Below are 13129 nucleotides of genomic sequence, written 5' to 3'. Positions count from 1 at the left end.
CGGTGAGAAGAATCCACTTGCGCTTCATCCAGGGCTTTTAGGAGTAGGGGTTTAAGAGCACTGCTTGTATAGCCCTAGTATCCGTGATGCCCCAGGGATCCTCGATTCAATCTCGTTTCTAGGTACTCTGTACCGTACTCCCTTGCATTCTAGTATAGTCTTCTCGAAGAACTCTCCGAGGATCCCTGCTACTTCGCTGGGAGACTTGTCTCCCGGTGCTAGTATAGCGTACGCTATACTGGATCCCTTGAGAAGCTCTTCGGGTCCTACGATTACTTTAACGTACTCCCCGTATACTTCATCACTGAATAGTCTAACGCCAACTGCCAGCTTCAACGGGATTCTCAGGTAGTTCTTTGAACCGTACACCATGAAGGCTCCTCGTGGAAGGTACTCGCCTGAAGGAGGTGTCTTCGAGACCTGGCTCCCGGGAACCCAGAATACCTCTATGTAGCTGAATCCGGCTTTCCAGGCTTTCGAGTAGCATGCAGCTATACAGGCTGCATCAACTACATCCTCGATTGAGTGTCTCCCACTGCTCTTTAAGACTACTGCTGAACCCCCGTGTACGTCAGCGTGGATAAAGACGTCGCTTTCACCCAGGTATTTTCTAACGATTACTTCATTCTGGGATTGATCCCTGCCCCCGATAGCTAGGAGGCCGCTTCTAGTGTAAAGCCAGTGGAATCTCTCATACCAGAAGACTGGTGAGGGCTTCTCAATAGTCTTCTCCTCGTGGATAATGCTTCCAGAAGCCTCCTCCATCCTCCTCTTCATCTCCTCGAGTACTCCTGCTGCAACCTCAATCTTCTTCTTCAGCTCACCCTTCTTCTTCTCGAGTTCTATAACCTGTCTCCCGAGGTCCACGCGTAGTGACAGCTCTACTAGCTCTCCATCCAAGCTTACCGTGATAGCTCCTTTCTCCCTGGCTACACCTGCTACATGCCTGCACTCCCTGGTTATATAGTCCCATCCCTTCGCTTCCCTAGTGGAGCGTGCGCACTCTAATACCTCTTCTAGTAGAGTGTAGTTGCTGTATATTACTTGAAGCCTATGCTCTAGTTCCTCTAGTTCTCTACGGTATTCTGCAATCAGCTCCTCCTGCCTTCTAACTCTCTCCTCGGCTTCACGCAGAGCTCTGCTGGCCTCCTCAATCCTCCTCTGATGCTCTAGTAGAGCCTCGTACTCAGTGAAGTAGGCGTCTATAGCTGTATTCAAGTCTCCCGTGGTCTTCACACTCTTATCGTATACCTCGCTGAAGAGCAGTGGCTTGTAGGAGGTGTATAACTCGAGAGTGCTGTCACCGTAGACTAGGTAGCCGGCTCCTCTTCCAGCCTCGGATGCTAGCAACTCGTACTCGCTTGCCAGCCTCTCTAAATCCACTCTAGGTATGCTCTTAGGGTCAGTGTTCTTTACTTCCAGCAAGCCCGCTCTGTAGAGTAGCTCTTCAGCTATATAGCCTGGGAGACCCCATGCTGAAACTACTGTTCTAACAAGGTCTCTTCCAGCTTCCAGCTCTCTAAGCAACTGCTCTCTACTCCAGGGTGGTGGATTCTTGAGGGGTGGAGGCTTGTAGGCTTCTAGAGGCTTGATAACTCTATCCTTGAACTCGGTGAACTTTGTTGAGTACACTATTCTATCGCTTGTATCAGCGATAACCCATAAGCCTCTCGGCACGATCTCAATGTAGTGTCTTAGCACTACTCCCCTTAGAGTAGTCTCGAGCAGCAGGAGTCTCTCCCACCACGGCTGCTTAACTAGTGTTACTCTTGAATCTCTTACCCTGCTTCTCAGGAATCTTGTGAACGCATCGATCCCTTTTTCTTCAGGTATGCTCTGGGAGAAGTGTACTCTAACTCCTGGTTCAACCTTAATGTGCGTTAAGCCTTCAGTACACCTAGCCTTGAGAATCCAGTAGGATTTAGAGCGGTATATGTTGTCGATGAAGCATCCCTGGAGACTTCCCGCGTACCTGGACGCCCAAGCGTAGACGTCGAGGATATCCATGGATTTCTTAAGCACTTCAACCACCACTTCACTTAATTACCTCAATCCTGGATTATTATGATGGGATGCAGTACATGGATGTAGACGACAAGATATGGGCTTCAAGGCTTGCAGCCGGTGTAGCCTACGGCGTGGTAGTCTTCATTCTACTGTACTTCATGGATCCCATTAGAGCTACAGCTGTAGCCTGGAGCTTCTCGCCCATGGTGTATTATGCGACAATAGTATACGTCTACTTAAAGTACAGGCCTGCTAGGAAATGGCACTTGTATGTAACCGGCCTCTTAGAGTTCTACGCGTCATGGCTTGCAACAGTATTTGTGCTCTACGATCTCTTAAAGCCAGGCTAGAGTGTTACCATCCCCCTACTACTCCTATAGGAGTTTGCAGCGGCTGCAGGTATTAATATACTAATTGTTAATATGAGCCGAGTGGATTCCCTTAGTGTGAGCTGGTGATTAAGCCATGCTAGAGGAGTCCTCGTGCAGTAAGCCTATTATAGTAGTAGAGCACTTAGAGGAGGATTTCACACCCTGGATACTACTAGAGTACAGGCATCTATCATCTATTTACGGCTCACACTGCGTTTTCTTCACTAATATTCCTGGAAGATACTGTAAGCTGCTCTCAAAGTATGGTAGGCCTTTCCCTGAAAGCATAGTTGAAATGGTTGAGAAGGGGCTTGTAAAGCCGAGTGAACTATTAATCCTGGATCCTTCAAGCCCGAAGCCCCTAGCATATAGTGTTCTCGTCGAGAAGAGGTACGTGGTTATAGGGGGAATACTAGGCGACCACCCGCCTAGAGGAAGAACAAGAGAGCTTCTAACAAGCAGGCTGAGAGGGGTTGAAGCCTTCAATATCGGCGGGGGACAGTATAGTATTGATGGGGCAGTATACTACGTGCACTACATGTATACTCGTAAAGGCCTAGAAGGCTACAGCTACGTGGATGGAGTCACAATTGAGACACAGAACGGTGTGATACACCTACCCTACAGGTATCCTCTAGTTGATGGCAGGCCACTTATATCAAGCGAGCTAGTATACTACCTAACCTACAGGAGGTTGCCGGAGCACGTGTGGAAGGAGCTTAAGGATAACGGGTAGAAGACTGGAGGGAGCGTGAGTGGAAGACCTAGTGGTACTCGAGAAGCCCAGTTCCCCTCAGCTCCCAGACCTACTGAGGAAGGCTGTCAGGGAGGGCAGGCTTGTAATAGTGATAGGAGAGTGTAGTGTTGAATACGAGGGTAGAGGTGCATCAAGACTAGGAAGCGGTGAGAGAATCCTCGTGATAAAGCAGGATGGCTCAGTACTCCTCCACAGGCCCACCGGCTACTCACCTATCAACTGGCAGCCTAGTTCATCAACCATAGAGGTATGGAGCAGCGATGATACAGCACTAAGGGTACTCTCAGTGAGAAGTAAGCCTAGAGAAGTCCTGGATGTATCCTTCACGAGAGTAGACTTAGTGGTTATAGCTGGATTAAAGGATAAAGCTGAGTACACTATGTACCTTGATGAAGCTGAAATGAAGAGTATTATAGTCAGGCACCCTGAGATCGTGGAGCCGGGGTTCAGGGTGGTAGAAGACGAGAAGAAGCTTGAGGCAGGGCAAGCCGATATATACGGGCTGGATAAGAATGGAAACCCTGTTATAGTAGAGTTAAAGCGGGTGACGGCTTCAAGAGAAGCAGTACTCCAGCTCTACAGCTACGTTGAATCCTACGAGTCGAAGTATGGTAGGAGGCCCCGTGGAATACTGGTGGCTCCTTCATTCTCCCCTTCAGCTCTCGAAGCCCTCCACAGGCTTAAACTAGAGTATAAGCGTGTAGATCCAAGAGAGCTCTACAAGCTCGCAGTAGAGAAGGGGTTGAAGAAAAGCCTCTTCAAATATACTCGTAGAAGAGGGCTGGGGGAGAGTGGAGGGTAGCGCTGACACTATACTACTCTACAATACAACAGCATCATCCTACGACGAGTTGTACAGGGAGGAGCAGTACAGCAAGTACAGGGTGCTCGTAGAGCTCGCTGGAGAGAGAATTAGGGATGCTTTAATCCTTGATGTCGGCTGTGGAACTGGATTGCTCGCTGAGTACTTAAGGGATAGCAGGGCTGACACCTACTCCAGATACATATGCCTTGATCCAAGCGAGGGGATGCTGGCAAGACTCCTTGAAAAGAAGCTTGATCACCGAGTCATACCTATCGTAGCCTACGCTGAGGAATCCCCGCTAAAAGACTCAACCGTAGATCTAGTTCTCTCAATCACAGCATGGGGTAATATCAAGGGTAAAGAGAAGGCTCTAGGAGAGCTTCTAAGAGTCGCAAGGAGAGGCGGGTTGATCATTGTATCCAGCCACGCTAAGCATAAGGCGCCACCTCCCTCCATCTACAACCAGTGCTTCAGGCTTGTAGCAGTCCACATTGATGAATTCTACGCTTGCAGCTTATGACCCCCTGGATCCAGCTTCCGCGGGAGGTCTCACAGTAAATGCTTTAAAAAGCCCCATGCTTTTAATATTTAGAGCTACATTGAATAGCCTGTAGTGGTGGAGTACGTGAGCAACATGCAGAGGTATAGACCCCCTTCACCCCTAAAGATCTTGAAGAGTGCTGAAGGCCAGATAGTACTGGTTAGAGTTAAAGGCGGGCATGAGTACGTCGGCGTGCTGGATCTAATAGATAACACTATGAATATTGTTTTAAGCGATTGCACAGAGTACGATAACAACGGTAAACCATCATCAAGATACGGTAAGATAATAATTAGAGGAAGCCACGTAGAGTTCATAAGCACAAACTACGGGCAGGTAGCGCCGGATAAAGTAGCATTCTAGCTAAGCCAGCAGCCAGCTGAAAATCACTAGCAAATACCGCTAGCAGTGAACTTAAATAACCGATAGTTAGAGCTAGATACAGGTGATGAAAGCTCGCGTAGACTAGACTCAACATCCCCGTCTACTAGGATGGTGTAACTTGCCGGCAGGAGTATACTCCCTTGAAGACGGAGAGCGAAAAGCTTATTAACCCTGAGTTCTCCACATCGCTGAAATAATGGTGAGCGGAGTGGATTGCGAAAAGGAGGAGTAGACGTAATAGACTAGCTGTAGTAAAAGTCCCAGATACATAATGTTATAATATTCATCATAATACTCCTAGCAGCTGCTGCAACATGGGTTATTCCTGCCGGTGAATTCGAGCGTACAAAGGTGAATGGGAGGACTCTAGTAGTCCCAGGGACATTCCACTACGTTGAAAGGAGTCCTGTAGACCTCTGGGGGTCTTCACATCCATTATTAAAGGATTGAATGAGGCTTCATCAATAGTATTCTTCATACTGGTAATCGGCGGCCTCATAGGGATTGTTGAAGCATCAGGAGCTCTAACAGCAGGTCTCACAGCAGCAGCATTGAAAATGAAGGGTAGGGAGAAACTCTTCATTCCTGTGCTAATGCTGCTGTTCAGTCTTGGAGGCGCTGTATTCGGCATGTCAGAGGAGACTCTTGCATTCGTTCCCTTAATGATAGGGCTTGGTGTAGCTATGGGCTATGATAGAGTAGTAGGGATCTCAATATCGTTTGTGGGGGGCTTCAGCAGGCTTCGCTGGAGCATTCATGAATCCATTCACGATAGGAGTCGCGCAATCAGTAGCTGAGCTCCCGTTATTCTCAGGCATAGAGTTCAGACTCATTGTCTGGCTGGCTTTTACAGCTATAGCAATACACCATGTTCTATCCTATGCTTCATATGCTTCAAGAGTGAAGAGGGATCCAAAGGCTAGTATAGTAGCCGACATACCCTACGAGGAAGCCGGGCTCACCCAGGGAACCGGGGAGGTTAAGCTTTCTACACGCCAGAAGCTAGTGCTCTTAAGCTTCATGGCTACATTCGCAGTACTAGTATACGGTGTGCTAGAGTACGGGTGGTATATAGATGAGATCTCAGCTCTCTTCATGGCTAGCGCTATTGTCACAGGCTTTATTGCCAGAATGCACCCCAACGATATTGTAAAGTACTTCATAAAGGGAGCGGCGTCACTAACCTACGGTGCACTGCTTGTAGGATTCGCTAGAACTATAGCTGTTATTCTACGTGAAGGCAGGATACTGGATACAATAGTATACATGCTATTCCAGCCACTTACAGGAGTACCCCATGAACTATTCGGTGTAGGCGTCTTCCTAGTCCACATCGTACTAGACTTCGTCATATGCTCGGGGAGCGGGAAGGCTCTTGTCACAATGCCAGTTATGGTGCCTCTAGCAGACATTATAGGGGTTACAAGGCAGACGGTTGTACTCGCATACCAGTTTGGTGACGGAATAACCAACATGATCTACCCGACATGCGGTATAGTAATGGCTACAATAGCTATGGCTAAGATACCCTATGATAGATGGCTGAGGTATATTCTACCACTAGCAGTAAAACTATGGTTGACTGCAGCAGTATTCATATCTATAGCAGTGATCATCCGCCTCGGGCCATTCTAGTAGAGGTGGTAGAAGTGGTAGCAGTAGAAGAGAAAGTCCTCGAGAGGATCAGAGAGGAGAAGAATGATATCATCAAGATTCTCAGGGATCTAGTCGCTATTCCAACTCAGAATCCACCAGGCGAGAACTACGAGGAGTTCACTGCGAGAGCGAGAGAGTACTTGAGTGAGAGAGGCGTGAGAACAGAGATCGTGAGAATCCCTGATGACTACGCTAGGCAGTTCGTTGAGAATCCACGGGAGTACCCCAGGTTCATCCTGCTAGCAGAGCTCAAGAAAGGGAAAGCCTACAGTACACTTCAATGGACACTACGATGTAGTACCAGCGGGGGAGGGCTGGAGCGTCAACCCATTCTCCGGTGCAATCATCAATGGAAGACTCTACGGTAGAGGAGCCAGTGATATGAAGGGTGGTGTAGCAAGCATAATCAGCATGCTGAGGATTCTAAGCGAGTTCGAGGACCACCTGGATGTCGGGGTGAATGCCTCGCTAGTCCCCGATGAGGAGACAACCTCCATGGGGACAAAGTATCTTCTCCAGGAGAATCTTGTAGCAGCAGACTACGCTGTGATAGCTGAGCCGACATCCCTGAAGAGCATTGATATAGGCTGTAAGGGAGGTGTATGGTTGAAGATATGCGTTAAGGGGAGGATTGCACACGCTTCAAGGCCGTGGCTTGGTGAGAACGCATTCGAGAAGGGGGTTCAACTAGCATACATGATTCTCTCAGAGCTTAAACCCAGGATTACAGGGAGAGTATCTAGATACGATTTCCACGACCAGGAGTCTAGGAGAGCTACAATGGAGCTAGGCGGGTATGTTAAAGGCGGAGAGAAAATCAATGTAATCCCAGGTAGCTTCTGCTTCTCGATCGATCGAAGAGTACTACCAGATGAAGATACCCAGGAAGCCTACCGCGAGATAGCTGAATTCATAGAAGCTAAGAGCAAGGAGCTGGGAGTCTCATACGAAATCATTATCGAAGACATGGAGAACTCCTACGTCATGCAGGGTGGTGAAGAGTTCACTACGGCTCTCATGCAGGCTACAGAGAAAATCATCGGGGTGAAGCCTAGAGTCAGCGTTAAAACAGGCTTCACAGAAATGGCTCTCTTCGGCTCCAAGGGTATTAAAGCACTCACATTCGGTCCAGGAGATGAAAACCTAGCACACATCATAGACGAGTACATTGAGATCCAGCAGCTCTTAGATGCGATAGCAGTATACTCCCTACTCTTACTGAAGAACTCCCTCTAATCATGCAGTTAATCTATACTTTTTCCACATTCTCTAGTACTCTTCACTTGTATCAAGCGTATTTTGTAGTCTATTTTCAGCTGGTGTTAAACTTATTAGCATTTAATGGTTTCAACAAGTCTGGATGAAGATGTGGAGTAACTGGCTTGCAAAAGCTGAGAGATTCAGGAGGTATGCGAAAGAGGATTTAGAGAAAGGTAGATTTGACTCGGCAGCCTTCTACTCTCATCAGTCAGTTGAACTACTGCTAAAAGCCTTCTTAATTAAGTTAACTGGTGCTAGACCTCTAACTCGCTCGACATCCGAGCTACTGGCTATTCTTTCGAGAGCTCTCGATGGAAGAATACCTGAATCTGTTATTAGATGTTCTGAAGAACTAGAACAACACTACGTGCAGGCAAGGTATCCTGATGCAAGGATAAGTGAGTATAGGCGGTGGGAGGCTGAGAGAGCTATAGAATGCATGGAGGTTATCTGGAGTTATGTCCAGGGATATAATCTCACTGGTTGGAGAGATTAGAGCTGAGAGAGAAGCTGATTTTAGAAGGCTTCTCGAAGAGCTGTGTGGTAGAGCACTAGCTGTAGCTTTATTCGGCTCTAGAGCCCGTGGTGATAACACTCCTTTAAGCGACTGGGATCTACTAGCTGTAGTGGAGAGCGGCGAGTACAGGATTGAATCTACTAGTATAGGTCAAATCCTCTGGCTGCCTCTAGATAGAATTGAAGAAGTTCTCGGATGGTCTATGATAATTCTAGATGCTCTAGCTGATGCTAAACTTCTATGCGGTGATAGAGTAATCTTAGAGAAAGCTAGAGAGAAAGCCTTAGAATACATTAGAGAGAAGCGGTTAATAAGAACGAGAGCCGGCTGGATCCCCTCATACAATCCTCACTCTTGAAACTCTGCTCTTGAAAATACCCAGCTTATATAACTGTAGAGGCAGGTTAACTCCGAGCCCAGTGTAGTTGAGTTATTAAAGCGTAGAGAAGTGTATTAAACTACTAGAAGATAATTGAGAGGCTTATACAGCTGCTGAGCCAATAAGATACTCCATAGTGAGCCTAAAGCAGTATTAAATCTATTGTTAAAGCTAGAGGTAGCTGAACTACGGGTTAAAAATGCGAACCTAATGTAGAAGTGCTCGGAGGAATCTATTACTTAAAAACACAGCTATGGAGTGGCTGGAAGGAGTAAAATAAGCTTTAGGGTAGCTGCTATCAAAGAGGGGAGGGTTGCTGATGATTGAACTGGTGATCTCCTCGTAGAATAGTGTTATTAGCTGGAATGTATTATTACGTTATTGCCAGGAAATTCTGAGAGATGTAAATGGGATGGAGAATGGTGACTCTGAGAGTAAGATTAGTTAACCCTCAAACCGGTGTAGGTGTTGATGTAGATGCAGTGGTAGACTCGAGTAAAGCCTTCACTATAGTAGGCCCGGATATAGCTGAGAGACTACAATTACCCTTAATATTCGAGAGGAGGCCTGGTGGTGTAGGAGTCATCCAGGAGTCCTACGTGATAGTTGAGGTGGGCCGTGAGAGAGCGCTGACACGAGTCATCGTGGAGGATGGTGTTGAAGCCCCTGTTATAGGTGCTTCAGTAGTCGAGGCTTTAGGGCTCTCCTCTAAGCCGGACTCGCAGTCCAGTGAAGACTACTCTACTCTCAAGGGGTTTAAAGGCCGCAGGCTACCTGATGGTTGTTGAAACATGATGAAGGAACTTACTGCTGTTCTCACCGGGCTCTCAATGGAGAATCCTTTACTAGCAGCACTACTCGTATCGTTGTACGCTGCTCTCACTACAACTCTAGGCGGCATCCTCGTAGTACTCGCTAGAAAAGCTAGAGAGGGTAGGCTGGAAGCTCTCCTTGATGTTGGAATGGGTTTCAGCAGTGGAGTAATGATTGTTGCATCCTTCACGAGCCTCCTGCTTCCAGCAATAGATCTAGCAGGCCTCCCCACATCGCTTGCAGGCTTCACGCTTGGAGCACTCTTAATACACGTGGTTAACAAGCTCTCACCCCACGAGCATCTTGTGAGAGGCTATGAGGGTCCTGAAAGCCTTAGAAGAAAGATTAAAGCAGCCTGGCTTGTAGCGATAGCAGTGATAATTCATAATCTACCTGAAGGTATGGCTATAGGTGCTTCAACAGCCTACAGTATCCCGCTGGGTATTGCTACAGGCTTAGCTATAGGGCTACAGGACTTCCCTGAAGGACTTGCAGTCTCTCTCCCAGTATACGCTTCAACAGGGAGCTTTAAACTAGCGGTGGCTCTCGGAGCACTCAGCGGGTTAAGCGAGGTGGCTACAGCACTTATAGCAGTACTCGCAGCTGGAGGAGGAGCTGTAACCCTAGCACTAGTCCTAGCTTTCGCTGCAGGCGCAATGGTCTACGTGGTTAGCCATGAAGCACTCCCAGAAAGCCATAGGAGCGGGCATGAAGCTCATGCAACCCTAGGCTTCTTCATAGGCTTCCTCGTAATGCTATCACTTGACGTAGCCTTAAGCTAGATTCAACCAGCTACAGCTCCCCGACAGCCTCCCGTAGTTTCTCCATTCTGCTACGAGCTCTCCAACCCTCTAGAATATCCTCAATCACCCTCGTCTCAACAATATCAAATCCCCTATACTTTAAGGAGCCTTCTCGAGGTATCAGGATGGAAATTCTCCGCTTGAGAGGGTTGCTGGAGCATGATCCCCCCGCTCTAGGGTATCGTGTCATGTTCCAAGAGGTATCAGTGCTGGATTACGCAGCCGCCTCTTACAGCAGGTATTACACTTTCAACTCAGCATATTTCTCTACTACGCGCACAATCTTCTTCTTGAACTTGTTTTTAGAGAAAAACATGGACCTTATTCTGACGGCATCCTTCATTTTATCATAGCTGCTTATTGCATGCTTGATCACTTCAACAGCTTCACTAGTATTCAAGTATCCGTAACCGTACCTCCCGTACTCAACTATATCGTGCCATGGCCCCCCGCTTTTATGTACTACTGGTACTAGTCCCGCGCTCATCCCTTCAACAATAGATATTCCGAAATGCTCGTTGATCATTGAATGCAAGTAGATCTTTGCTGTGGATAGAATGCTCATCAACTTCTTATCGGAGGCGTCTGGTATCAGCTCAACATTCTTTAAGTCCTTCTCCTCCACCATGCTTTTTATCTTCTCATAGTATCTTCTGCTTTCCTTAGTACCGGACACTGAGCCTGCTATGTAGAAGAATGTATCCCTTAATCTCTCTGCAACCTCCACTATAAACTCATACCTCTTCTCGGGGGAGAATCTTCCAATAGACACCACGCTGGTCTCTCGCCTACCCTCCAGGCTTATGTATCTGTCGATATCCACGGGAGGATAGAGGACTAGTGCTTTACGATTGAGTGCCCTATAGATCACGGATGCTGAGAAACTAGAGTTTGTTAGTAGCACTGTACTGGTATGCCTCTTAGCGAGCTCTTTTTGAAGAAGATAGTAGGGGGTGAAGTATAGCCTCCAGAAGCCTCTCTCATACTTGTGGTGAGCCCACTCCCACAAGGTGAATACAGGGAAGTGCATGTACGTTATATCTGCGTTAGCGGCTAGAGCGTCTCCATGCGTGTTAACTACTAGATCAACCTGCCTCCTAAGACCTGGAATAATAAGTGATGTTAAAAGACGCTTGTAGATCGTGAAGCCTTTTACAGGTATTGAAACAGTTATCTCTTCATCCGGTTTAACCACACTCCCCCACCGCGATGATATCCTAGACCAGTCGGTCGGCTCAATAGTAGCCAGGATAACATGCCAGCCGCGCTCCACGAAGGCTTCAATGGTGGAAAGACAAAGCCTTTCCGCACCACCCAAGGTATTCAAGCCGTGGTGCACTACTGCTATCCTCACACATCTACACCTCTAACCTAATCCTCCATTTGAAGGATGCATCTAACCCATCCAGCTTAAATGAACTATACGGCGAGATTACCTCCAGGCAGCAACCCTCTCCACCAGCACCCCCAGTATCTCCAGTAAAGCTTCCAGGCATCACGGTGATTACTCTCTTCCCCCTCTAGATCAGTAGATTAAACCATTGAGATTTAATAATAGCATTCCTGTATGAAAACTATAGGATACAGTATATTTATGCTGCAGTCAGATCAGCTTTACCACATCTTTCTACCAGATTTCCAAATCTAATGAACATTTAAATTTTGTGAGGGGAACATATTATATTGAATTGAATGGAGTACTTGAAGTGGTGAGTAGGAATATGGTTGTATATAATGAACAGGAGATACATAGAAGAATATTCGATCTTGTCAGCCTCAGCATTAAGGAAGTTATCCCATTAATGGAGTGGAGTTTAGAAGGAGTGGGTAGAGTAGAGCTTCCATACGCTTCAAGGAGTACTCCTGATAAGCTCTATGTGTTTGAAACTAGCGTTAAGCTTAGAGAGGTGGAGAATACTGAGTGGATATTAAAGTTCTCTTTGAGTGGAAACGGCCTGCTTAAAATTAATGGTAAAGTTCATCAAGGTATAGACCCGTATCATAGTTTCACGTTTGTGAAGAGTGGCGAGCACTCAGTACGCTTAGAGGTTACACCTAGAAGCCTCTTCGGGGAAAACCCCTGGTCTATTACCTTTAATTACGCGCTTGCAGCAGCTGCAAACTGGAAGGGGATTTCACTTGGCATAGGAATGCTTGAAGCTTTAAAACTAGCGAGGAATGCTCAGGATTCATTGAAGACAGAACTTCTCCAGGCACTTTCAAAAGCTCTCTCGCTAATCGATATTGTCCCCACTATAAGGCAAGTAACAGCTGCACACGCATTATTCGAGAACCTTGAAAGTAGATGGGATAGAGGTTATATTACAAGCGTTTATGGTATACCAGTTCTCCTTGGGATCTATAGGGATGTAGAGGATCCAGCAATCCTTGAAGCAGAAGTTCGCATTGAAGAAGCGTACAAAGTGTTCATAGAGGATCTCAAGAACCTTGCAGATAAGTACGGGAAAACAGGGGAGGTCATAGTATTCGGGCATGCCCACATCGATGCAGCATGGCTGTGGCCTTACAGTGAGACTCTCAGAAAGATTCCGAGAACGTTTGCTAACGTGCTAGCTTTATTCGAGCATGGATACGATCTTTCATTCGCGCAGAGTTCTGCACAATACTACAAGTGGCTTGAAGAACAGGATAAAAGCCTGTTCGAAGCTGTTGCAAGAAGAGTAAATGAGAAGCGGTGGATCCCTGTCGGAGGAATGTGGGTTGAACCGGATACAAACCTGGTTTCTGGGGAGTCTCTTGCAAGACAACTATTATACGGTCAATTATACTTCAAAGAGAAGTTTTCAAGAATAGCGAGGATAGGATGGCTCCCCGA

General features: G+C 47.0%; 15 protein-coding genes and 1 pseudogene. 14 read left to right on the top strand and 2 right to left on the bottom strand.

Going from position 1 to position 13129, the window contains the following annotated elements:
* Window positions 1-51 precede the first annotated feature (51 nt).
* The gene (rqcH, locus tag OWQ48_03865; GenBank protein MCY0868352.1) at window positions 52-2022 is read right to left on the bottom strand and encodes a ribosome rescue protein RqcH; all 1971 of its coding nucleotides are present in this window, start codon (window positions 2020-2022) and stop codon (window positions 52-54) included.
* A gap of 50 nt (window positions 2023-2072) precedes the next feature.
* On the opposite strand from rqcH, the gene OWQ48_03860 reads away from it, so the two are divergent.
* The 13 genes and pseudogenes from OWQ48_03860 (at window position 2073) to OWQ48_03800 (ending at window position 10272) form a co-directional block, all read left to right on the top strand.
* Window positions 2073-2357, top strand: a complete 285-nt coding sequence (locus OWQ48_03860) for a hypothetical protein (GenBank protein ID MCY0868351.1) — start codon at window positions 2073-2075, stop codon at window positions 2355-2357.
* Between the two features lie 115 nt (window positions 2358-2472).
* Entirely contained in the window at window positions 2473-3114 is a 642-nt protein-coding gene (locus OWQ48_03855) for an SAM-dependent methyltransferase (protein ID MCY0868350.1), read from the top strand.
* A 19-nt stretch (window positions 3115-3133) separates the two neighbouring features.
* The gene (gene nucS / locus OWQ48_03850; protein MCY0868349.1) at window positions 3134-3937 is read left to right on the top strand and encodes an endonuclease NucS; all 804 of its coding nucleotides are present in this window, start codon (window positions 3134-3136) and stop codon (window positions 3935-3937) included.
* Window positions 3927-4460, top strand: coding sequence for a class I SAM-dependent methyltransferase (locus OWQ48_03845; protein MCY0868348.1), 534 nt, complete (start codon window positions 3927-3929; stop codon window positions 4458-4460). The genes nucS and OWQ48_03845 overlap by 11 nt, the downstream gene beginning before the upstream one ends.
* A 105-nt stretch (window positions 4461-4565) precedes the next feature.
* Window positions 4566-4844 carry a U6 snRNA-associated Sm-like protein LSm6 gene (locus tag OWQ48_03840; protein MCY0868347.1) on the top strand — a complete coding sequence of 93 codons (279 nt, stop codon included), beginning with the start codon at window positions 4566-4568 and terminating at the stop codon, window positions 4842-4844.
* Between the two features lie 467 nt (window positions 4845-5311).
* Window positions 5312-5662 carry a hypothetical protein gene (locus OWQ48_03835; GenBank protein MCY0868346.1) on the top strand — a complete coding sequence of 117 codons (351 nt, stop codon included), beginning with the start codon at window positions 5312-5314 and terminating at the stop codon, window positions 5660-5662.
* Entirely contained in the window at window positions 5586-6500 is a 915-nt protein-coding gene (locus OWQ48_03830) for an AbgT family transporter (GenBank protein ID MCY0868345.1), read from the top strand. Before OWQ48_03835 ends, OWQ48_03830 begins: the two co-directional genes overlap by 77 nt.
* A 14-nt stretch (window positions 6501-6514) precedes the next feature.
* Complete coding sequence (locus OWQ48_03825) at window positions 6515-6889, top strand: hypothetical protein (protein ID MCY0868344.1); 375 nt, start codon at window positions 6515-6517, stop codon at window positions 6887-6889.
* Window positions 6837-7757 (top strand): annotated as a pseudogene (locus OWQ48_03820) (ArgE/DapE family deacylase). Before OWQ48_03825 ends, OWQ48_03820 begins: the two are co-directional and overlap by 53 nt.
* A 124-nt stretch (window positions 7758-7881) precedes the next feature.
* Window positions 7882-8277: a HEPN domain-containing protein gene (locus tag OWQ48_03815; protein MCY0868343.1), complete on the top strand. Its 396-nt coding sequence runs from the start codon at window positions 7882-7884 to the stop codon at window positions 8275-8277.
* Window positions 8240-8656 carry a nucleotidyltransferase domain-containing protein gene (locus OWQ48_03810; protein ID MCY0868342.1) on the top strand — a complete coding sequence of 139 codons (417 nt, stop codon included), beginning with the start codon at window positions 8240-8242 and terminating at the stop codon, window positions 8654-8656. Before OWQ48_03815 ends, OWQ48_03810 begins: the two co-directional genes overlap by 38 nt.
* Before the next feature lie 428 nt (window positions 8657-9084).
* Complete coding sequence (locus OWQ48_03805; GenBank protein MCY0868341.1) at window positions 9085-9465, top strand: hypothetical protein; 381 nt, start codon at window positions 9085-9087, stop codon at window positions 9463-9465.
* A gap of 3 nt (window positions 9466-9468) precedes the next feature.
* Window positions 9469-10272, top strand: coding sequence for a ZIP family metal transporter (locus tag OWQ48_03800; GenBank protein MCY0868340.1), 804 nt, complete (start codon window positions 9469-9471; stop codon window positions 10270-10272).
* Between the two features lie 262 nt (window positions 10273-10534).
* Here the strand turns inward: OWQ48_03800 and OWQ48_03795 are convergent, their stop codons facing one another.
* On the bottom strand, window positions 10535-11647 hold the full coding sequence (locus tag OWQ48_03795) for a glycosyltransferase (GenBank protein ID MCY0868339.1): 1113 nt from the start codon (window positions 11645-11647) through the stop codon (window positions 10535-10537).
* Between the two features lie 352 nt (window positions 11648-11999).
* Here OWQ48_03795 and OWQ48_03790 point away from each other — a divergent pair.
* Window positions 12000-13129 (top strand): hypothetical protein (locus tag OWQ48_03790; protein MCY0868338.1); only part of this gene is annotated, 1130 nt, incomplete at its 3' end.

It is taken from the genome of Desulfurococcus sp. (assembly GCA_026626905.1).
GTDB lineage: Archaea > Thermoproteota > Thermoprotei_A > Sulfolobales > Desulfurococcaceae > Desulfurococcus.
Note: the sequence above shows the minus strand (reverse complement) of the source record. Positions and strands in the feature narration are given on the sequence as shown.

What these genes read in the sequence shown, in the direction of transcription:
- OWQ48_03860 (MCY0868351.1), top strand. Translation starts at nt 2,073, where the DNA reads ATGCAGTACATGGATGTAGACGACAAGATATGGGCTTCAAGGCTTGCA.
- OWQ48_03855 (MCY0868350.1), top strand. Translation starts at nt 2,473, where the DNA reads ATGCTAGAGGAGTCCTCGTGCAGTAAGCCTATTATAGTAGTAGAGCAC.
- OWQ48_03815 (MCY0868343.1), top strand. Translation starts at nt 7,882, where the DNA reads ATGAAGATGTGGAGTAACTGGCTTGCAAAAGCTGAGAGATTCAGGAGG.
- OWQ48_03810 (MCY0868342.1), top strand. Translation starts at nt 8,240, where the DNA reads ATGTCCAGGGATATAATCTCACTGGTTGGAGAGATTAGAGCTGAGAGA.
- OWQ48_03805 (MCY0868341.1), top strand. Translation starts at nt 9,085, where the DNA reads ATGGGATGGAGAATGGTGACTCTGAGAGTAAGATTAGTTAACCCTCAA.
- OWQ48_03800 (MCY0868340.1), top strand. Translation starts at nt 9,469, where the DNA reads ATGATGAAGGAACTTACTGCTGTTCTCACCGGGCTCTCAATGGAGAAT.